The sequence below is a fragment of the Thiomicrorhabdus sp. 6S3-12 genome (assembly GCF_017571475.1).
GTDB lineage: Bacteria > Pseudomonadota > Gammaproteobacteria > Thiomicrospirales > Thiomicrospiraceae > Thiomicrorhabdus.
In genome coordinates this window covers 137,601-157,361 of the sequence record NZ_JAGETW010000005.1, presented here as the reverse complement: position 1 = coordinate 157,361, position 19,761 = coordinate 137,601, and the positions used below count along the sequence as shown (strand labels likewise).

Annotated in this window: 19 protein-coding genes; 6 read left to right on the top strand and 13 right to left on the bottom strand. The window is 49.5% G+C overall.

What is annotated here, in order from left to right; all coding sequences use genetic code 11:
- Positions 1-32 precede the first annotated feature (32 nt).
- The gene (gene rluD, locus J3999_RS07525; RefSeq protein ID WP_208127364.1) at positions 33-1,067 is read right to left on the bottom strand and encodes a 23S rRNA pseudouridine(1911/1915/1917) synthase RluD; all 1,035 of its coding nucleotides are present in this window, start codon (positions 1,065-1,067) and stop codon (positions 33-35) included.
- A 200-nt stretch (positions 1,068-1,267) separates the two neighbouring features.
- On the opposite strand from rluD, the gene J3999_RS07520 reads away from it, so the two are divergent.
- Positions 1,268-2,107, top strand: coding sequence for an outer membrane protein assembly factor BamD (locus tag J3999_RS07520; protein WP_243755372.1), 840 nt, complete (start codon positions 1,268-1,270; stop codon positions 2,105-2,107).
- A 104-nt stretch (positions 2,108-2,211) separates the two neighbouring features.
- On the opposite strand, the gene J3999_RS07515 is transcribed toward J3999_RS07520, so the two are convergent.
- From J3999_RS07515 to sucC, 3 genes are all read right to left on the bottom strand, one after another.
- Positions 2,212-3,837, bottom strand: a complete 1,626-nt coding sequence (locus tag J3999_RS07515; RefSeq protein ID WP_208127293.1) for an NAD+ synthase — start codon at positions 3,835-3,837, stop codon at positions 2,212-2,214.
- A gap of 187 nt (positions 3,838-4,024) precedes the next feature.
- A complete protein-coding gene (gene sucD / locus J3999_RS07510) occupies positions 4,025-4,906 on the bottom strand; it encodes a succinate--CoA ligase subunit alpha (RefSeq protein ID WP_208127292.1) in 882 nt (293 codons plus the stop codon).
- Positions 4,907-4,921: 15 nt separating this feature from the next.
- A complete protein-coding gene (sucC, locus tag J3999_RS07505; RefSeq protein ID WP_208127291.1) occupies positions 4,922-6,082 on the bottom strand; it encodes an ADP-forming succinate--CoA ligase subunit beta in 1,161 nt (386 codons plus the stop codon).
- A gap of 232 nt (positions 6,083-6,314) precedes the next feature.
- On the opposite strand from sucC, the gene J3999_RS07500 reads away from it, so the two are divergent.
- The gene (locus J3999_RS07500) at positions 6,315-6,557 is read left to right on the top strand and encodes a PP0621 family protein (protein WP_208127290.1); all 243 of its coding nucleotides are present in this window, start codon (positions 6,315-6,317) and stop codon (positions 6,555-6,557) included.
- Between the two features lie 15 nt (positions 6,558-6,572).
- Here J3999_RS07500 and J3999_RS07495 read toward each other — a convergent pair whose 3' ends face one another.
- The 6 genes from J3999_RS07495 to hrpA all read right to left on the bottom strand — a co-directional run bounded on the left by J3999_RS07495 (position 6,573) and on the right by hrpA (position 13,213).
- On the bottom strand, positions 6,573-7,025 hold the full coding sequence (locus tag J3999_RS07495; RefSeq protein WP_208127289.1) for a peptidylprolyl isomerase: 453 nt from the start codon (positions 7,023-7,025) through the stop codon (positions 6,573-6,575).
- A gap of 114 nt (positions 7,026-7,139) precedes the next feature.
- On the bottom strand, positions 7,140-7,574 hold the full coding sequence (locus J3999_RS07490; RefSeq protein WP_208127288.1) for a hypothetical protein: 435 nt from the start codon (positions 7,572-7,574) through the stop codon (positions 7,140-7,142).
- 101 nt (positions 7,575-7,675) lie between these two features.
- Positions 7,676-7,984: a hypothetical protein gene (locus tag J3999_RS07485; protein WP_243755371.1), complete on the bottom strand. Its 309-nt coding sequence runs from the start codon at positions 7,982-7,984 to the stop codon at positions 7,676-7,678.
- Between the two features lie 20 nt (positions 7,985-8,004).
- The gene (locus J3999_RS07480; RefSeq protein WP_208127287.1) at positions 8,005-8,346 is read right to left on the bottom strand and encodes a hypothetical protein; all 342 of its coding nucleotides are present in this window, start codon (positions 8,344-8,346) and stop codon (positions 8,005-8,007) included.
- A 132-nt stretch (positions 8,347-8,478) separates the two neighbouring features.
- Positions 8,479-9,048, bottom strand: a complete 570-nt coding sequence (locus J3999_RS11885) for a c-type cytochrome (RefSeq protein ID WP_243755369.1) — start codon at positions 9,046-9,048, stop codon at positions 8,479-8,481.
- Positions 9,049-9,235: 187 nt separating this feature from the next.
- Entirely contained in the window at positions 9,236-13,213 is a 3,978-nt protein-coding gene (gene hrpA, locus J3999_RS07470) for an ATP-dependent RNA helicase HrpA (protein WP_208127286.1), read from the bottom strand.
- A gap of 208 nt (positions 13,214-13,421) precedes the next feature.
- On the opposite strand from hrpA, the gene J3999_RS07465 reads away from it, so the two are divergent.
- Complete coding sequence (locus J3999_RS07465) at positions 13,422-14,117, top strand: MBL fold metallo-hydrolase (protein WP_208127285.1); 696 nt, start codon at positions 13,422-13,424, stop codon at positions 14,115-14,117.
- A gap of 168 nt (positions 14,118-14,285) precedes the next feature.
- Here J3999_RS07465 and J3999_RS07460 read toward each other — a convergent pair whose 3' ends face one another.
- Positions 14,286-14,711, bottom strand: a complete 426-nt coding sequence (locus J3999_RS07460) for a peptidylprolyl isomerase (RefSeq protein ID WP_208127284.1) — start codon at positions 14,709-14,711, stop codon at positions 14,286-14,288.
- Positions 14,712-14,788: 77 nt separating this feature from the next.
- Here J3999_RS07460 and dnaQ point away from each other — a divergent pair, with 77 nt between their 5' ends.
- The gene (gene dnaQ, locus J3999_RS07455; protein WP_208127283.1) at positions 14,789-15,487 is read left to right on the top strand and encodes a DNA polymerase III subunit epsilon; all 699 of its coding nucleotides are present in this window, start codon (positions 14,789-14,791) and stop codon (positions 15,485-15,487) included.
- Between the two features lie 18 nt (positions 15,488-15,505).
- Here dnaQ and rnhA read toward each other — a convergent pair whose 3' ends face one another.
- On the bottom strand, positions 15,506-15,967 hold the full coding sequence (rnhA, locus tag J3999_RS07450; RefSeq protein ID WP_208127282.1) for a ribonuclease HI: 462 nt from the start codon (positions 15,965-15,967) through the stop codon (positions 15,506-15,508).
- Positions 15,964-16,779: a bifunctional 2-polyprenyl-6-hydroxyphenol methylase/3-demethylubiquinol 3-O-methyltransferase UbiG gene (locus J3999_RS07445; protein WP_208127281.1), complete on the bottom strand. Its 816-nt coding sequence runs from the start codon at positions 16,777-16,779 to the stop codon at positions 15,964-15,966. The genes rnhA and J3999_RS07445 overlap by 4 nt, the downstream gene beginning before the upstream one ends.
- Positions 16,780-16,909: 130 nt before the next feature.
- Between J3999_RS07445 and gloB the strand changes: the two genes are divergently transcribed.
- Positions 16,910-17,707 carry a hydroxyacylglutathione hydrolase gene (gene gloB / locus J3999_RS07440; RefSeq protein WP_208127280.1) on the top strand — a complete coding sequence of 266 codons (798 nt, stop codon included), beginning with the start codon at positions 16,910-16,912 and terminating at the stop codon, positions 17,705-17,707.
- 28 nt (positions 17,708-17,735) lie between these two features.
- Positions 17,736-19,643 carry a LysM peptidoglycan-binding domain-containing protein gene (locus tag J3999_RS07435; RefSeq protein ID WP_208127279.1) on the top strand — a complete coding sequence of 636 codons (1,908 nt, stop codon included), beginning with the start codon at positions 17,736-17,738 and terminating at the stop codon, positions 19,641-19,643.
- Positions 19,644-19,761 lie beyond the last annotated feature (118 nt).

The following is a 19,761-nucleotide window of genomic DNA, read 5'->3' as shown; positions in this document are numbered from 1 at the left end:
GTCAGAATGACACGACTCCTTTGTCAGGCTTCTTAATAGTCCGGAATATCATCGTCGGTAACCCACTCGACTTCGACGCCATTATCGTAATCGTACTCGTCATAGCCGAGTTGCTGCTCATGGAACAGCTCGATGTCTTCGCGCAGGATATCGACCAGTTCCAGCATATCGTCCGGCATCGGCGCCTTCCATTTCATCACCTTTCCGCTCACAGGATGAGTCAGACTTAAGGCTCCGGCATGCAACGCCTGACGATGGAAGTGACGCAGGTATTCAACAAACTCGGGATCCATTCTTTTCGGGATACGGAAACGCTTGCCGTAGACTGGATCGCCAACCAACGGATATCCCAGATTCGACATGTGCACACGTATCTGATGCGTACGCCCGGTTTCCAGCTTGACACGGATTCGCGTGTGCGCACGGAAATGCTCCAGAACGCGATAGTGCGTGACGGCCGGTTTACCGCCGGCGGCGCGCACCGCCATCTTTTTACGGTCGCCCGGACTGCGCCCGATCGGCTTATCGATCGTGCCACCCTGATTAAGATTGCCAACCACGACCGCGTCATAAATACGTTCTACCGCATGCCGTTGTAACTGCTCCACAAGATGGGTCTGAGCACCGATTGTTTTGGCGACGACCATCAAGCCCGAAGTATCCTTATCGAGACGGTGAACAATACCCGCTCGCGGAACTTCCCGCAAAGCCGGATTATGAAAAAGCAAGGCGTTCATTAAAGTACCGTCCGGATTCCCCGCTCCCGGATGCACGACCAGACCGACCGGTTTATTGATGATCATAATCGCATCGTCTTCATAGACGATATTCAGGGAAATCTGTTGCGCCTCGACCTGAGTACTGTCTTCAAGCACTGCGTCGATTTCCGCCTTTTCTCCCCCCAAAAGCGCTTGGCGCGGCTTCTTACAAACCGCTCCGTCAATCGTTACCCGGCCATCTTTAATCCACTGCTGGATACGGTTTCGCGAATAGTCCGGCAGTTGCTGCGACAGGATGGCATCCAGACGCTGCCCCATTGCACCGTCTGGAATTTGAATTTGAATCATTTCTCTGGACAAAAGTCTCTCCTTGAAGTACGCCGCGGGCCATTTCACCTATCAAGATCCCCCCTCTTTTCAGCCTAAAATTGGCTCCGAATGAGAGGCCTGACAAAAGCTTTGAATCGCCTTGATATGACAATGTTCCCGGAATATTTTGTGATATACTCAACGGCAATTTTGATTATGCCGTATTGTACAAAAGAATGATGAAAAAAACGTTGCTATCCGCCTTTCTTATAGGCAGCCTTTCCCTCAGCGGATGCTCGACCATTTCGAGCCTGGTCGAGAAACCGGACGAAGAGAAAAAGGTCGAAGATTTCTATGAAGACGCAACTGAGGCATTCGAGAATCAGCAATGGGATGTTGCCATAGAGAACTATGAAAAACTCAAAGCCTACTTCCCGTATGGTTCCTACGCCGAACAGAGTTATCTGGAACTCGCGTACTCTTATTACCGTTACGACGAGCCGGAATCCGCTATTCGTGAGCTGGAAGAATTCATCCGACTCTATCCGCGGCATAGCGAATTGGCGTATTCCTTCTACCTGCGTGCTCTGGCAGCAGACTCGATCACCCGAAGCTGGCTGGATTCCTTCATTACCGACCCGGCAAGCCGTGATACGAAATCGGCGGATCGCGCTTATGGCTACTATGTCGAACTGATCAACCGTTTCCCGAACAGTAAATATGCCCAGCAGGCTGCAAAACGTCTTCTGGTACTGCGCAACCAGATGGCACGTCATGAAATTCAGGTTGCTAACTTCTACATGAAGCGCGAAGCTTATCTCGCTGCCGCCAACCGTGCCAAACGTGTATTGGAACAATATCCGAATGCCGCGGTCACCGGCGAAGCACTGAAAATCCTGGCATTCTCATACGATAAACTGGGCATGATCCAGAACCGTGACGACGTACTTAAAGTTTACGAACTGAACCGCGACGCACTGGGCGTCAAAACAGCAACCAGCCACCAGATGGACAGTCTCGCCGAGCCGAATCGCTCGACCTTTGACTCCGCCTGGGAAGGTTTCAAAGATCTGTTTTAGGCGTAATCTCGGTTATTGACGACTCAATACGATCAATAACAAAAAACCGGAGTTCAGCTCGCTGACTCCGGTTTTTTGTTTTCTGAATAACCAATAATTGAACATTATTCTTTATAGCCGCTGGTAATCGGATAACGACGATCGCGACCGAAAGCACGATGGGTAATTTTAACGCCCGGTGCCGCCTGACGACGTTTGTATTCACTACGGTCTATCATGCGGATAACACGACGTACCTCATCTTCCGGATAACCCATGGCGACAATCTCCTGCGGCGTTTTATCCAGTTTCACGTAGGCCTTGATGATCGCATCCAACGTATCATAATCCGGCAAGGAATCCTGATCCTTCTGATCCGGGCGCAATTCCGCAGACGGCGGACGGATAATGACGCGCTCGGGAATGACCGGACAGAGCGTGTTGCGATATTGCGCCAAGCGGTAAACCAGCGTTTTCGGTACATCTTTCAGCGGCGAGAAGCCTCCGACCATATCCCCGTACAGCGTTGAATAACCGACGGCGACTTCCGATTTATTACTGGTTGCCAGCACCATTTTTCCGGTTTTATTGGAAATCGCCATTAGCAGCGTGCCGCGAATTCGTGCCTGTAGATTCTCTTCGGTGATATCCGCTTCGGTTCCGGCCAGTGTCGCCTGCAAAGACGATTCGAAAGCCTGATACATCGGCTCGATCGGAATAGACTGATACTTAACCCCCATAACACTGGCCTGTTCGGCAGCGTCTTCCTGGCTGATCTGAGCGGTATAACGGAACGGCATCATAACAGCCTCAACCCGGTCGGCCCCCAAAGCATCAACTGCAACCGCCAGCGTCAGTGCCGAATCAATACCCCCAGAAAGCCCCAGTAAAACCCCGGGGAAACCGTTCTTAGAGACATAATCGCGCACTCCGGTAATCAATGCCTGATAGACCCGCGCTTCATCTTCATACAGCTCCGACTTGGCACCGGGAACCACAACGGTCGAGCCGTTCTGCTTAAGCAGAGTCACTTCGGTCAGCTGACTACTGAATTCAGCACTCTGCACACAGACATCGCCGTCAGCACTCATGACAAAAGAGCCGCCGTCGAAAACCAGTTCATCCTGTCCGCCAACCTGATTGACATACACAATCGGCAGACCGGTTTCGTTAACGCGGTGCGACAGGGTTTCAATTCGATCCTGATGCTTTTCCTGCGAAAACGGCGATGCATTCAAGGTTAACAGAATCTCCGCCCCGGCCTGTTTGGCCTGAGCCGCCGGAGAGATTTTCCAGATATCTTCGCAAATCAGAATTCCGAACTTAATCCCTTTGAATTCGACAACGCATGCCTGATTGCCCGACTGGAAATAACGCTGTTCGTCAAAAACACTGTAATTCGGCAGATTTTGCTTAATGTAACTGGCTTGAATCTGACCGTCGGCAATAAACGCCGCCATATTGAAACGCTCGCCAAGCTCATCCACCATCGGATAACCGACCACGCAAGCAATATCGAGAGCGGACTGGGCAACCTGCATAAGCGCTTCTTCAACTTGAGGATAAAGCCCTTCTCTAAGCAGCAGGTCTTCGGGAGGATAGCCGGTAATGGTCATTTCCGGAAAAACGACCAGATCCGCACCCAATGATCTTGCCTGTTCAAGCTGATCGGTAATCATAGCGACATTGCCGCGAACGTCACCGACAACAGGATTGATCTGGGCCATAAACAATTTAACGGTATCGGTCATGGTAGTTCCTTTTGCTTAGCAGGATTAAGGAGGCTTTGGCCTTTCAAACCCGGTTTCGGGCTGATCCGACTCTGCCGTTCGAGACAGGGTCGGGAGGAAAATATGGATTCAGCGTACCAGCTCAGGAACGCTCGGCGTCTGCCGTAATTTCTGTGCGGCCACTAAAATTGGCCGCACAGAAATCAAATCACTGGAAATGTTTCAGCATCGCCGCGCCCAAATCAGCCGGCGAATCGACAACCGTCACATTGGCTGCGCGTAAGGCGGCAAATTTTGCTTCCGCCGTTCCCTTGCCACCGGAGACAATCGCTCCCGCATGCCCCATGCGTTTACCTGGAGGCGCGGTAACACCGGCAATATAAGCCACTACCGGCTTTGTTACGTTGGCTGCGATATACTCGGCAGCATCTTCTTCGGCCTGACCGCCGATTTCACCGACCATGATAATCCCTTCCGTCTGCGGGTCGTCCTGGAACAGACGCAGGCAGTCGATGAAATTCATCCCCTGAATCGGATCGCCCCCGATACCGACGCAGGTCGATTGACCCAGTCCGTTAGTCGTTGTTTGGTGAACCGCTTCATAAGTCAGCGTTCCCGAGCGCGAAACAATGCCGATTTTTCCTGGCTGGTGAATATGACCCGGCATAATACCGATTTTACAGCCATCGCCATTGTCGGCCGGAGTAATCAGACCCGGGCAGTTCGGACCGATCAGATAGGCATCGGATTTTTCCAGCACCGCACGAACCTTCAGCATGTCCGCAACCGGAATTCCCTCGGTAATACAGGTAATCACCTTAATCCCGGCGTCGATCGCCTCGATAATCGAATCCGCAGCAAATGCCGGCGGCACATAGATCATAGACGCTTCAGCACCGGCCTGTTCTACCGCTTCGCGAACCGTGTTGAAAACCGGCAGACCAAGGTGGGTCTGACCGCCTTTTCCCGGCGTCACGCCACCGACCATTTTGGTTCCGTAAGCGATCGCCTGTTCCGAGTGGAAAGTCCCCTGTTTACCGGTGAACCCCTGACAAATAACTTTGGTGTCTTTATTAATTAAAATACTCATCTTTTCCGCTCTGCCTTATTTTGCCAGTTCAACCACTTTCTTCGCTGCATCCGCCAGACCGTCGGCACTGACAATACTCAGACCGCTTTGCGCCAGCTTCTCTTTACCCAGCTCAACATTGGTTCCTTCCAAACGGACCACCACAGGAATTTCCAAACCGACTTCCTGTACCGCCTGAATAATCCCATCGGCAATCAGATCACAACGTACGATACCACCGAAAATATTCACCAGAATCGACTTGACCTCTTTCGAAGACAGAATCAGTTTAAAGGCTTCTGCAACACGCTCAGGCGTGGCCCCGCCCCCGACATCGAGAAAGTTTGCAGGCGAGCCGCCATTCAGTTTGATCAAATCCATGGTTGCCATCGCCAGACCGGCACCATTGACCATACAGCCGATATCACCATCCAGCGCGATATAATTCAGCTGGTGCTCCGAAGCTTTGGCTTCACGCTCGTCTTCCTGAGAGAAATCGCGCATCGCTACCAGATCCGGCTGGCGGTACAGAGCGTTGGAATCTATATTCACTTTCGCATCCAGCGCGACCAGATTATTCTCTGCCGTACGGATCAAAGGGTTAATCTCCAACTGGGAAACATCTTTGTCCAATGCCAGCTGGTAGAACTTATTCATCAACTGTCCGAGCTGTTTAAAGGCATCACCGGTCAATCCCAGAGCGAAACCGACTTCACGACACTGATACGGCATAACGCCGACGGTCGGATCGATGTGGACAGTGAAAATTTTCTCTGGAGAAGTTGCGGCCACTTCTTCTATATCCATACCGCCGGCCGCAGAAATGACAAACGTATGTTTGCGTTCGACACGATCGACCAGAAGACTGAGATACAGCTCTTCTTCGATATCCAAGGTTTCTTCAATCAGCAAGCTGTTGATCGGCAGTTCTTTACCGGCTGTCTGAATCGTTGCCAGCTTAGAGCCCAGCAGCGTTGCTGCAACTTCTCTGGCTTCCTCTGCCGTTTTGACCAGCTTAACCCCACCAGCCTTACCACGAGCACCGGCGTGAATCTGTGCCTTGACCACCCATGCCTGAGAACCGACTTTCTGCATAGCCGCATCCAGCTGCGTAAGGTCTTCAATCAACTCCCCTTTCGGGATGCCTATGCCATACTGCGCGAAGAGCGCCTTGGCCTGATACTCATGTAGGTTCATTAATTCTCTTCTCCAAAATTCCCAGACATGACCGGGAGCAATTCAAAAATTGCCGATTATTGTAAGATTTTTAGCGGCATTTTGCATCCACCAATCCGCTGTTAAGCGCCTTTTAAAGGCGTATTTACTCTGTCGCGCCATGGATTCCGCAACAAAATTCCCATACTCGAATTTGCCCGTCTCCGAGAATGGTAGAATAGGCGTAATTCAAAAACACATTTTGGGGAATCTTTTGCGCGCTATATTTCTTTTTTTAATCGTCATTATCGTTTTTCTGCTGGTTATGACCATTATCCGTGGTCGTCAGGAGCGTCGATTCGCTAAAGAACAACAGGAACAAAACAGCAAAGACACGAAGCAGAAAATGATTTCATGCGAGGTATGTCACACCTATCTGCCAGAAAAAGACGCGATCTGCCGTGACGGAAAATGCTTCTGCGGTGAGAAACATCTTCGTCAATACGAAAACGACTGAACAGCTATCTGATCGCTAGTCGTGTATCGCCTCGATGGTTGCTGTAAAACGGACATCGGTATCGGCCAGAGGGTGATTGAAGTCAACCGTAACCGTTTCCTCGTTCACCTCCAGAATGGTGCCGGGAATCTCCTGTCCGGTAGGCGTATTAAAGCCGATCACCAATCCTTCCTCGGGCGGAAGATCGGCGGAAAAACTTTCCCGCGGCATTTTATGGATATTATCCGGGTTGGAACGACCGAAAGCACGATCCGGCGACAATGTCAGTTTTGCCGTGGTACCCAGTTCCAATCCGACCAATAACTCTTCAATCTTATCCAGAAACTCGCCTTGACCCAGTTTGAAACGCATCGGGGCCTCTTTACTCGCCTCTTCAATCAATGTGCCGTCCAGCAACTCCAATTTAAAACTCAGACTGATTTCGCTGTCTTCTTTGACAGTCGGTAAAGGTGACTTCACTTCACTCATTTTTTTGTTTTCCATCAATAAGAATTTATATAAAACCCGCAGACAAAAAAAAAGCGCCCGGATCGGTTGTAAAACCTCAATCTCTAAGCGCTTTGACCGATTCGGGAGACCCGATCAGGTTTTTCCAAACAAACTGAATGGCTCTTCAGGTACATCCTGACAACGGATATGCCACTCCAGCGTATAACCACACTCACCGTCGCATAATGCATCGGATACCGCCAGCTCGCCGTCTTTTCTCGCCTGACGGGACAGCGGGACATAACCGATCGGACAAACCTGCTTGGCTACCATCCGAAAATGCGAGGAATCAAAAGATTTGAAACTCTCGTGCGAAGACTGCCAGATCAGATATTCGTTTTCCGCTAACTGCTTGCTGTGAACATCCTCTTCCAGTTTTTGAAGCGAATGACCGATTGCCGATAGCCCCTGTTCGATTTTCGCGGCGCCACTTTGAAGCGAACAGCCGGACGCCAAAAACGAGACGACGACAAGCAGGGAAAGAGACCCGATACCGCGTCTCAGATTTTTTGAAGGAGTAGATGCCATTTTAGTGTTCATTAATTTGAAAATCGCTCTCAAACCCGACGTAGACAATTAGTGTTGGACCGGGCATTTTTGAATTAACGCATCTTAGCAAATTTACGCGTCTATTGCGGCAATATTTGCGCCTTAGTCCCTTTTTCGGTGATGATGTAACACATATTGGTATTCACCTTCTTACCGTCGACGAGCAATGAAGTTCCCAAGGTATCTTCCGGATTAATTCTTACATCACCTTCAAACACTTTCAGCAGTTTACCGCTCATACAGCTGTAAATCTCAATGCGACGATCCAGACCAACCCAATCCGACTGCAGATTTTTGGCACTGTTGGCCACCTTGTCACAACCTCCGATAAAGAAAGGAGTTGCAGCCAGTGAGGTGAGCAGCAAGAGTTTTGCGAAAATTTTCTTCATAGAGTCACCTTTTAATCGGACTATTTTTCCGGTCCGATTTCATCATGCACGTTCTCTTCATGCACCTTATGAAACGCGTCGGTTACCGTATCGGCAGCTCCGGAGGCAGCTTCTTTAGTCGATTCCCAGGCATTCACATAAGTCTGCTTATCGCTTACGGTATCAACCACACCCTTTGCGCCTTCCTTAACCGACTGCATGGTCTCTGACTCTTTTGCATCCTGAGTCCACTCCGACACCTTTTCCTTGCTTGTTGTCCAAGCATCACTCGCAGCTTCTTTGGTATCCTGCCACCAGTCAGCCTGCGCGATCACAGGTGAGAACAGTAAACAACTCGCCAGTAATAGAGCACTTTTATTCATCTACATCCCCTTATTTAAAAAGCACCTGATTGTAAGGTCAGGTGCTTTACATAATTAACTCGGCAAACCGGCATTCATCTCGGATTTGCCAAACAATCAACAGCCGCTTCGAGATTATCCAGACGCGGGCAGTTACAGCTGATTGACGTACTCGGCGACTGCCTGCATATCCGCATCGGAAAGACCCGAAGCCATCGGTGCCATCATACCTGTCAAAGGACCGACCTGCTCGCCTGCCTTATAGCGTTGCAACTTGTCGACAATAGCGTCCACAGCCTGACCCGCTAGCTTAGGTCCGACGCCGCCTTCACCCTGAGCTCCGTGACAGCCGACGCAGGTCGCATAAACTTTATCACCGGAAACAGCGGCCGGTTCAGGTGCTGGAGCAGGAGCACTCACAACCTCTTTGACTTGCTCGCTGGCCTTTTCAACTTGTGCGGCCACTTCTTGCTCAGCAGCCTCTTTTGCCGCTTCGACAACTTTAGGCATATCGCTTTCTTCTGCCAGAGGCGCTTTCGTTTCAGCCGACGGCTCAGGCTGTTTGACATCCATGGCGTTCGTCATCTGAGTAGACTCTTTCGGCGCCGCCGCTTCCTCGGCACTGCCATCCGAACTATCTGAGCAGGCCGTTAAACTCAATGCGCCCGCCATCATCAATAGAGCCAGGAACTTTTTTGAAATTAGAGATGTTTTTGTATACATATCAATCAACCTTTACCGCCACAGGCGAAGTTATTTAAATCCGGTAGAGATGCCACTATAACCAAGCAGAGCGACTATGACAATCATTACCCGCCGCCTTAATTAGAAGCCTGAATTCATTCTCGCTCAGTCCACCCGGCAAAGTCTGACAAGAAACTGGAACCTGCTTCAATCACAGTCCGCAACATCATAATGCTTTGAGGCGTTTCTCCAAGCGCTGAATCGAAACCGGCTCTATGGTTTTCAACGGCTGGGAAAACAGTGAAATCCTCAATTCTTCCAGTAACCAGCGAATTTCAGTCAGCTCCGCATGCTCGGCATACACAGGGTCTTCCGCCAAAGTCCGATAGGTTTCCAGCAAAGGCGCGATTTTGCGAATCGCCTGCTGATCTTTACTGGGATCCTGATCGATTTTTTCAAGTCGTTTCTGCAACGCCTGCAAATAACGCGGCAGTTGCTGGAACCACTTTGGCGGCGTTTTAAGTACAAAACCGGATGAAATCAGACTATCCAACTGGGTTCTTATATCGGCAAGTGAAGCCAGCCAGCGCGGATTAATGGTTCCTCTGACTTGCTTGGCGATTTTCTGATGCTCTGTCAGAATCTGCGTAACCAGTTTCGCCAGCCCTTGCGCTTGCTCGACCCAATGCGAACGAACCCGTTCCAAGGTCTCTTCATACAGCGTCTGCGTACGGATTTTTTCCGCCGACGGCACCAGATCGAGCAAAGCCCGATGAATGATTTCCTCGGTTAAATCAACACAGGTTCCATAAGGTGCGTAACACAGGCACGCCTTCTGCAACGGCAGCTTTTTCTGCAGATACTTATCTTTATCATTCAGCTCGCGCCGCAGGAGCGCCAGCACGGCTAAACGGTGTTCTTTCAGAGCCTGCGCCTGTTCACCGAAGAGCTTCAAGGTTATCTCGCCGTCAACCGACTGCAACGCCGGGTAAGCCGTCATCTGCACCCCACCTTCCTTAATCGTTTGACTCGGCTCAAGATCGCCGAAATCCCAGTGCTCGACAATACGAACCTGTGAATCCTGTTTCGCCTGATGACGTTCGATCTGCGCTTCGACCAGATGCTGATAACCTTCTTTCAACTGTTGCAGATCATCGCCTTCTGCCAGCTTCTTGCCTTTGCGATCCTGCAGAATAAAATACGGTTTTAAATGATCCGGCAGTTCAAGTGCATCGAAGTCCTCACTTTTCACCTTTAGCGTCCCGCGGCGATTCAACGCCCACACCAGTTGCGCTAAAAACGTGACCGGTTTCCCCTGCTCCATACGTTGCGGCGACATCTCCTGCAGAACCAAATCGGCATATTGCGGCGCGGGAATAAACTGCTTGCGAAGATTCTTTGGCAAAGCCTTGATATAAAAAGCGACTTTCTCTTTCAGCAAGCCAGGGGTCAACCACTCAAATTCCTCCGCCAGGAATAGATTCAACTTGCCCAAAGGTAATTTAAAAACGACCCCATCCTGCTTTTTACCAGGTTCGAAATGGTAGTCGACATCAATGCGGATATTATTCGGCAAGGCCATCTGATCGGGAAATTCGAACTGCAGACGCTCATCCGCCTGCTGCTTCATTAACTGATCTTTATCGAGAAAGAGATCTTTCAAGCGCTGCGGATCGCTCTTCTCGACTTTACGGACCCATTTTTCAAAAGCCGGCTTACTGTAAATATGACTTGGAATGCGTTCAGCATAAAACTGATAAATCTGTTCGTCATCTACCAGTAACTCCGGGCGACGCAGCTTGGACTCCATCTTCTCGATCTCTGCAACGAGATTCTGGTTGTGTACAAAAAACTCGACCTTCGAGAAAAGTTCGCCTTCGACCAGAGCATGTCGCAAAAATATTTTGTGCGCTTCTTTCGGGTTGATCGGACCGTAATTGCAATGGCGGCGATTAATAATCGGTAGACCGAACAAAGTGATCGACTCGTAGGCCCCGACCTGCCCGGCTTTTTTCTGCCAATGCGGATCGGCATAGCTCTGTTTGATCAGATGCTTGGCAAGGCTTTCAACCCAACGCACGTCAATTTCGGCATTGGTGCGCGCGAACAGTTTCGAGGTTTCCACCAGCTCGGCCGACAACATCCATTTCGGACGGCGTTTAAAGAGAACGGAACTCGGGTGGATAAACAGCTTGGTGTTTCGCGCCCCGAGATAGGACTTGTCTTCATCACGAGTCGAGATATTACCGAGCAAGCCGGCCATTAATGAACGGTGGATTGCAATCGAGTGCAGATCACTGAGACGTTCGACGACTTCATTGCCTTTTTTTACTTCTTCATACAGGTGCAACTCGCCGATCTTAAGCCCGATGCGTTTGAGACTCTGCTCGAGCTGCATTGCCAGTTCGTGCCACTCTTTCATTCTCAGGTAGGAAAGAAAATTGGTTTTACACAGTTTGCGCAGTTTGCTCTGCGACAGATGACGTCGTTGATGTTCGTAGAAGCGCCACAAGTTCAGGAAAAAAAGGAAATCGGAACGCTCGTCTTCCCAGCGTTTATGTGCCTGCCTGGCCGCCTGCATATTGGCTTCGTTTATATCGCGCGGATCCTGAATGCTCAAAGCACTGGCGATAATAATCACCTCGGCCAGCACACCGTTTTTTTCCGCTTCCATCACCATCTTGGCCACGGACGGATCAATCGGCAACTTGGCGATTTTACGCCCCTCATCCGTCAGGCGGCGCTTTTCATCCAAAGCGCCCAATTCGAACAGCTGACGATAACCGTCATTGACCGCTTTATCGTTCGGCGGCTCGATAAAAGGAAAATTCTTCACCGATCCGAGACGCAGTTGCGCCATTGTCAGAATAATCGACGCCAGTGAAGTACGATGGATCTCCGGATCGGTAAACTCCGGTCGGCTGCGAAAATCTTCTTCATCATACAAACGAATACAGATCCCTTCGCTGACACGACCGCAACGCCCTTTTCTCTGGTTAGCGGATGCCTGGGAAATTTTTTCGACCGGCAGGCGCTGTACCTTGGAACGCACACTATAACGACTGATTCGAACCTGCCCCGGATCAATCACATATTTAATCCCCGGAACCGTCAAAGACGTCTCGGCAACGTTGGTACTCAAGATAATGCGTCGTTTCTGCGAAGTCTGGAAGACCTTATTCTGTTCGGCCATGGAAAGTCGTGCATACAGCGGAACGATTTCAGTATTTTTCAAGCTTCGTTTACGTAAAATTTCAGCAGTTTCCTTGATGTCTCGTTCACCAACCTGAAACACCAGAATATCGCCAAACGGGTCTTCGTGCCCCAGTTCCTCGACCGCATCGGCAATCGCCGTGCCCATGTCCTGCTCGATCTCGTTTCCGGCATCGTCCTCATAGGACACCAACGGACGATAGCGGACTTCCACCGGATATGTTCGCCCCGACACTTCGACGATCGGCGGGCGTTTGCCCCCGACGGTAAAATGATCGGCGAAACGTTCGGTATTAATCGTCGCCGAGGTAATGACAACCTTAAGATCCTTACGTTTCTGAATCAGCTGCTTGAGAATCCCCAACAGAAAGTCGATATTAATACTGCGCTCGTGCGCCTCATCAATAATAATCGTGTCGTAGCGATTCAGGTACGGGTCATTCTGTACCTCGGCCAGCAGGATCCCGTCGGTCATCACCTTCAGCAGACTCTGTTCTTTGACCTGATCCAAAAAGCGCACCTGATAACCGACCAGATCACCGATATGCGATCCTAGTTCTTCCGCAATCCGTTCGGCAACACTGCGCGCCGCAAGACGTCGCGGCTGTGTACAGCCGATTTTCCCGAAAACCCCTTGACCGGCCTCGAGACAGATTTTGGGAATCTGCGTGGTTTTCCCGGAACCGGTTTCCCCGGCAATCACCACGACCTGATGATTTTTGATTAAATCGACCAGTTCATCTTTTCTGGCAGAAACGGGTAAATTGTCCGGATAAGAAATTTCCGGAAATTTTTTTAATTTTTCTTCGACTTTTTCAATAGATTTTTTTAATCGGTTAATCCATCCCGATCCACAAACTTTTTCAGGATTATCAATGGATTCGGGCTGATCTTTAAGCGCCCTGAGCAATTTATGTCTATCTGCAAGCAGCGTCCTTTGATTGATAAGATCAATTAACTCTTCTTTTTTGTTAGGTAAATTCAATAACATAGGTTGACTACTGCATTTTAATCCGCATAATAATTAGTAAATTCTAATATGCTTATTAGCTAAATTTATGACAAGCCCAAAATTTTTTTAAGGCATTGAGATATACAAAAAATTGTTTGGGTGACAGTCAGGACGGTTTCAAGTTATTTGTACTGCATATTTCAAGAAACCGGCATTATACCAAACTCAAAAAAAAGGCTCCGAAACTATGAAAATTCGCCAATTATTTGATTATGACACTTGGACCTACACCTATCTGTTGTGGGACGAAGAAACCAAAGAAGCGGCGGTTATCGACACGGTAATCGAGCAGGTCGAACGCGACATGCAACATATCGAAGAGCTTGGATTAAACGTAAAATACCTGATGGAAACGCACATCCACGCAGACCACATTACCGGTGCAGGGCCTTTGCGTAAACGTACCGGGGCGGAAATTGTCGTCCACAAAAATTCCGAATCTCAGTGCGCCGACATCCTTGCCGAAGAAGGCGATGTTTTCAAACTGGGTGAACAGGAAATCCGTATTCTACATACACCTGGCCACACCAATACCGACATCACCTATCTGATTGACGGTGCCGCTTTCACCGGCGACACTCTACTGGTGCGCGACTGCGGTCGTACTGACTTCCAACTGGGAAGCAATGAAGAGATGTATAACTCTCTGACCAACAAACTGTTCAGCCTTCCGGAAGACACCATGGTTTTCCCTGGCCACGATTACAAAGGCTTTACCCAGTCCACAATCGGTGAAGAGAAGAAATACAATGTTCGCGCCGGCGAAGGCAAATCCTATCAGGATTTCTCGACGATCATGGATAACCTGAACCTTCCGCGTCCGCGTCGCATCGACATTGCAGTTCCGGGTAACCTGAAATGCGGTAATCTGGACGAAGAGTAAGATTTGATCAAGCCCTGCGCGACCTGAACCAGGTTAAAAGGGCTTCGAAGATCCTCTCTCTCCTAAAGCAAAAAGGCTCTGCATTGTCATTATGCAGAGCCTTTTTTATTTTACGCCGCCGGAGCCAACCCTTTCTTTAGAAGAAAAGTTTGCTCCGCTTCTCGAAACTCAGTGGACTTCGAGAACCTCAACCTTGTAGTTAAGCGTTTTTCCAGCCAGGGGGTGATTTCCGTCCAGAAAGACTTTATCTTCATCGATTTCGATAATACGGAAAGTCACTGTATTGCCGTCCGGATCTTCCGTTTCGACGCTAGAACCGACTTCAATCTCGACATTATCGTCAAAATTATCAGGACCGGCATAGACGATTAATTCATCGTTGACCGGTCCATACGCTTTCTCCGGCGGCAAAGTCAGCTTGGCTTCAAACCCCGGCTCCTCGCCTTCCATAAATTCTTCCAATCCCGGAATAATCTCGCCTTCACCCTGGATGTAGATCACCGGATCGGAATCGAACGTGGAATCAATCAGGTTTCCTTCTTCATCTCTCAATTCATAATGAAAAGAGACGCGACTGCCCTTTTTAATTTTCATTAAATCCCCTTTGCTGCAAATAAGCGCTTGAATGCTTTAAAATAACCGGCGTATTTTAACCTGAAAAGAGACAACACATGCGGCAAATATTTCTGGATACCGAAACCACCGGTTTCAACCCTGAAGAGGGTGACCGGATCATCGAAATCGGCGCGGTCGAGCTGATTAAACGACGACTGACCGGAAATAACTACCATCAGTACATCAACCCGGAAAGAAGCATTCCGGCCGAAGCCATTCAGGTTCACGGCATCACCGATGAACGCGTTAAAGATGAACCGAAATTCGCTGAAATCGTGGATGCTTTTATGCAGTTTGTCGAAGGTGCCGAACTGATCATTCACAACGCGCCTTTCGATGTCGGATTCATCAATCACGAACTGTCGATGTTACCGAACAACCGCTGGGGGCGTATCGAGGATCACTGCCAGATTACCGACAGTCTGAGAATGGCCAGCAAAATGTATCCCGGACAACGCAATAACCTGGATGCGCTGTGCCGCCGCCTCTATATTGACAACTCGAGTCGTACCTACCACGGAGCTTTGCTGGATTCGGAAATTCTCGCCGACGTTTATCTGGCCATGACCGGCGGCCAGACAGCACTTTCACTGGACAGTGACAATGGCTCCATCGCCAACAATCTGGACATCAACATTCAGACACAGGACCGTGCGCCTTTAAAGGTGATTCACGCCAGCAGCGAAGAGCTGGCGCGTCATCAGGATAAACTGGCGGAAATCGCCAAGAAATCGGGCAAGGAGCTTAACTGGTAACGGAGAGTGCCGCCCCACTCAGGCACTTTTCTGTACAAATTCATCCATTGCGAGATTTGCCAGCTCATCCACTCTCTCGTTTTCCGGATGGCCGGAATGGCCTTTCACCCAGTGCCACTCCACCTTATGCGGCGCTATTGCCGCATCCAGCCGTTGCCATAGTTCCTGGTTTTTAACCGGTTTATTGGCCGCAGTGCGCCAGTTTTTCTTTTTCCAGTTCGCCATCCAGGTAGTGATACCGTTTTTGACATACTGGGAGTCTGTGGTAATAACAACATGACACGGCTTTTTCAGTGCTTCGAAAGCCTGAATCGCCGCCATCAGTTCCATCTGATTATTCGTCGCTTCGGCTTGCGCGCCCTTAAGTTCCTTAAGATGCTCGCCATATTTAAGCAGCGCCCCCCAGCCTCCCAACCCCGGGTTACCGCGACAACCACCGTCGGTATAGACTTCCACTATTGGCTGCTTGGATTGTGTCATGATAATTCCTTGATATTGTTTTTTACGGTATTGGTGTGCCGACAGCATTTCGCCCCGGCTATTTTATTCGAATTCAGAGCGCCGCCGCGAATCGATTGCCAGCGTGGCATATGCCACTTCAATCCAACCAGCGTCGGTGCATCGACTTTCTTTTTGGCAACCAGACAGTACACATTGCCGAATTGAAAACCCAAACGGCACAAGACTTTCTCGAAGCCGGCGGTAACGCGTCCCCAAAAGCCTTCTTTTCTGGCGCAGGATGCGCATTGTATCGGACTGTAGTTTTCAAGCGTTATTTCATACCCCAGAACCGATAGCCAATCCTTTAATTTGGACGGGGCGAACAAGTGCGCCTGCTCGAACAGTCGGTCGGCGTGTAACCATTTATTCCGCCACACCCAACAGCCTTTTGGATTAAAGCCAGTGATGACAATATGCCCTTCTGGCAACAGCATTGCATCCAGCTGACGTAGAAGGTAGTGCGGGTCTTCGGCGGTCTCAAGCGTATGCGGTAACAAAATCACATCCACTTTATCGTGACCGATCGGCAGAAAATCCAAATCGGCCAGAACGAAATGCACCGAGTTTTCCAGAACCGATGCCGGCGGATAAACGGAGTCGAGCAACACCTTGGCATTGACCCGACTGTGTTGCAGCATATCCTCGTGTGAAATCGATCCGATCTGTAATAGAAAATAACCGAACAGCTTATTTAAAGCGCTGTCGATCAGCTGTTTTTCATGCTCATAGACCGAACATCGTCCCGAAGAGGCGTATTGCCGCTTCAATAACTGCTGAAAACTGGTTGACATGGAACCCACCTTAAGTCGTGTTTCTCGCGGTATTTCAATACTTTTGCCGTTAAATCGCAATTATCCCCATAGAAAAAACTGTTATTAATCAGTAAAATCCTTATCTTAATTCAAAATTCTAAGATTCGACATGATACAGATTGCGGGCATACCGGCCCTGGTGGGCACTTACGACAATTATATTTGGGTTCTTCATGATACCAGCAAACGCAAAGCCTGGGTTTTCGATCCGGGTGAATCGGCGCAAGTGCTCGACTATTTAAAAGCTCATCAACTACAACTTGAAAGCATTTTAATCACTCACCGTCACTTTGATCATGTCGACGGCATCCCCGGATTGAAACAAGCTTATCCCGATGCGATCGTATATGGTCCGCTGAAAACGCAAAATCCATTAATTGAAAAACGGCTTCAGGAAGGTGACGAGATCAAACTCAGTGACGAATTGAGTTTCAAGGTTCTGGACACGCCTGGGCACACTGAAGACCATATCAGCTATTACAACGATAATGCATTATTCTGTGCCGATACGCTGTTTACCGGCGGCTGTGGACGACTGCTCGGCGGAACCCCGCAAGAGTTTGCCAAATCGCTGATCAAACTCCGCGACCTGCCCGATCATCTCGCCTTCTATTGCGCGCACGAATACACCGAAGATAATTTGCGCTTCGCCGCCTATGTCGACGAGGACAACGCCGCCCTGAAAAAACGCATCGAAAATCTGGACATCCATTACCCGCAAATACACAATGGACAGGTCTCGACTCTTGGCTTGGAAAAAGAAACCAACCCTTTTTTGCGTTTTGATCAGGCACCGATTAAGGAAAAACTCAAGTCGCAGGGCAGCGACGATTCGCCCGAAATGCTCTTTGCGACCCTTAGAGAGTGGAAAGACCGCATCGATCAAGGTCTTGAGTCCATCGACTGAGCACAATAATACTAAACATGATAAAAAAATGAATAATCACTTTGACGCTACAGCCCAGAAAAAAACCGAAAAAACGACTTTAAGCACCTTCCCTCGTCTCGCTTTCCCGAACACGCTGACGAAATCCCTGAGCTTATTGGGATTGGGGCTGGCAACCCTGCAACTTAGCGGCTGTAATCTGCCGCTGCTGTCCAAATCTTCCGGCGATCATTACGAACAGAAATTGATCAAACCGCAGACACCTGAAATACCCCCCGCTGTGGTACCTGCGAAACAGACGGCTCAACGCGAAATTCTTCACCTTGGCGACAAGCCGGAAATCAAAAAAGAGATCGAAGCGCAGTATCTAGCGCAAGAGAAAGCGAAACCGGCCAGCAACAACCTCTGGGATCATTTCAAGGGTGAATTTAAACTGGTCGAATCCAATCAGGGCCATTTCGATCACTCGATCTCGTACTATAAAAAGCGTCAAAAACACATCGTCTCGGTCTCCGCTCGCGCCAAACCCTACCTGTACTACATTGTCGAAGAAGTCAAAAACCGTAATATGCCGTTGGAAATCGCGCTGCTGCCGATGGTCGAAAGCGGCTTCCAACCACATGCCAAGTCGCACCGCAAAGCACTGGGATTGTGGCAGTTTATGCCCGGAACGGCGGAAATGCTCGGCCTTGAACGAAACTGGTGGTATGACGGCCGTAGGGACGTTGTACAGAGCACTCAAGCGGCTTTGACCTACCTGCAGCGTCACTACGACAACACGCATGACTGGCTGCTGTCGCTGGCTTCCTATAACGCCGGGTACGGCAATGTTCTCAAGGCGATCAAGCGCTATCAGAAAAAACATGGACAGAGCGAGCAACTTCCGAGTTTCTGGCAGATCAAAAAATATTTGCCGAAAGAAACCCAGAACTATGTTCCGGCATTGCTGTCACTGGCTTACCTGATCGAACATAATGACCGCTATCAGCTCGCCCTTGAACCGATTGCCAACGAGCCGTTTTTCGACGTCGTCGAACTGGATAAGCAGGTCTCCCTGTACGCCGTTGCCAGCAATACCCAAACACCGCGGGAACTTCTCGCCATGCTGAACCCAGGCTATATCCGTAAAGCGACACCTCCGCAAGGCCCGCACCACCTATTGCTGCCGGTCGGTAAAGATGACGTTTTCAATAGAAGTTACCAGCAAAATGCCGCTCTTTTCCGCGTTAACTGGCAAAAACACAAAGTCCGATCCGGCGATTATCTAGGCAAGATCGCCAGTCGTTACGGCACGAACGTATCGGCAATTCGTAAACTCAACAATATGCGCGGCAGCTTCATCCGCGTCGGGCAAACGCTGCTTATCCCTGTTGTCAGCACTTCAACTCAACTGGCACAGAGCAACCTGACTGCGACCAAACCGGCAGCCGCCCAAAAGGTACGTAAACCGGAAAACGTCAAAAACCGCGCTCCGCAAAACCAGTTTATCTACCGAGTTCAGAGTGGCGATACGCTGTCGGAAATTGCCGAACGCTTTGCTGTAAGCACGGATGACCTGCTTAAATGGAACAAGCTTTCCAAAAATTCGCTTCTGAAAGTCGGTCAAAAATTGGTTTTGGTCGAAAACAAAATTCAGGGCCAGCAGCTGAGCTATAAAGTCAAATCCGGTGAGACGCTGAGTAAGATCGCTTCCGATCATGGCGTGTCGGTAAGCCAGCTGATGCAATGGAACCGTATTCAATCGGCCAAAACTATTCAGCCCGGCGAGCAACTCACCATCTGGCAAGGACCGAAAACCAGCAAACACGCCAAATACACCGTCAAAAACGGCGATAATCTATGGGATATCGCCAAAGAGTTTAAACTGTCGGTTAAAAGTCTGGCGCAATACAACCGACTTCCGGTTAAAAGTATGTTGCAACCCGGTCAAATCCTGAAAATTCCTTTCAATATCTAACCGATAGCAATCAGATAAACTCTCTTAGTGGTGAGCATAAAAATATATGATTTATGCTCAGCCACGCCAACCTTGCAGCATTTGCTAAAATTAACATTCAATCGACGCGACAAAGAAT

What these genes read in the sequence shown, in the direction of transcription:
- rluD (WP_208127364.1), bottom strand. Translation starts at nt 1,067, where the DNA reads ATGATTCAAATTCAAATTCCAGACGGTGCAATGGGGCAGCGTCTGGAT.
- J3999_RS07520 (WP_243755372.1), top strand. Translation starts at nt 1,268, where the DNA reads ATGAAAAAAACGTTGCTATCCGCCTTTCTTATAGGCAGCCTTTCCCTC.
- J3999_RS07515 (WP_208127293.1), bottom strand. Translation starts at nt 3,837, where the DNA reads ATGACCGATACCGTTAAATTGTTTATGGCCCAGATCAATCCTGTTGTC.
- sucD (WP_208127292.1), bottom strand. Translation starts at nt 4,906, where the DNA reads ATGAGTATTTTAATTAATAAAGACACCAAAGTTATTTGTCAGGGGTTC.
- sucC (WP_208127291.1), bottom strand. Translation starts at nt 6,082, where the DNA reads ATGAACCTACATGAGTATCAGGCCAAGGCGCTCTTCGCGCAGTATGGC.
- J3999_RS07495 (WP_208127289.1), bottom strand. Translation starts at nt 7,025, where the DNA reads ATGAGTGAAGTGAAGTCACCTTTACCGACTGTCAAAGAAGACAGCGAA.
- J3999_RS07490 (WP_208127288.1), bottom strand. Translation starts at nt 7,574, where the DNA reads ATGGCATCTACTCCTTCAAAAAATCTGAGACGCGGTATCGGGTCTCTT.
- J3999_RS07485 (WP_243755371.1), bottom strand. Translation starts at nt 7,984, where the DNA reads ATGAAGAAAATTTTCGCAAAACTCTTGCTGCTCACCTCACTGGCTGCA.
- J3999_RS07480 (WP_208127287.1), bottom strand. Translation starts at nt 8,346, where the DNA reads ATGAATAAAAGTGCTCTATTACTGGCGAGTTGTTTACTGTTCTCACCT.
- J3999_RS11885 (WP_243755369.1), bottom strand. Translation starts at nt 9,048, where the DNA reads ATGTATACAAAAACATCTCTAATTTCAAAAAAGTTCCTGGCTCTATTG.
- hrpA (WP_208127286.1), bottom strand. Translation starts at nt 13,213, where the DNA reads ATGTTATTGAATTTACCTAACAAAAAAGAAGAGTTAATTGATCTTATC.
- J3999_RS07465 (WP_208127285.1), top strand. Translation starts at nt 13,422, where the DNA reads ATGAAAATTCGCCAATTATTTGATTATGACACTTGGACCTACACCTAT.
- J3999_RS07460 (WP_208127284.1), bottom strand. Translation starts at nt 14,711, where the DNA reads ATGAAAATTAAAAAGGGCAGTCGCGTCTCTTTTCATTATGAATTGAGA.
- dnaQ (WP_208127283.1), top strand. Translation starts at nt 14,789, where the DNA reads ATGCGGCAAATATTTCTGGATACCGAAACCACCGGTTTCAACCCTGAA.
- rnhA (WP_208127282.1), bottom strand. Translation starts at nt 15,967, where the DNA reads ATGACACAATCCAAGCAGCCAATAGTGGAAGTCTATACCGACGGTGGT.
- J3999_RS07445 (WP_208127281.1), bottom strand. Translation starts at nt 16,779, where the DNA reads ATGTCAACCAGTTTTCAGCAGTTATTGAAGCGGCAATACGCCTCTTCG.
- gloB (WP_208127280.1), top strand. Translation starts at nt 16,910, where the DNA reads ATGATACAGATTGCGGGCATACCGGCCCTGGTGGGCACTTACGACAAT.
- J3999_RS07435 (WP_208127279.1), top strand. Translation starts at nt 17,736, where the DNA reads ATGAATAATCACTTTGACGCTACAGCCCAGAAAAAAACCGAAAAAACG.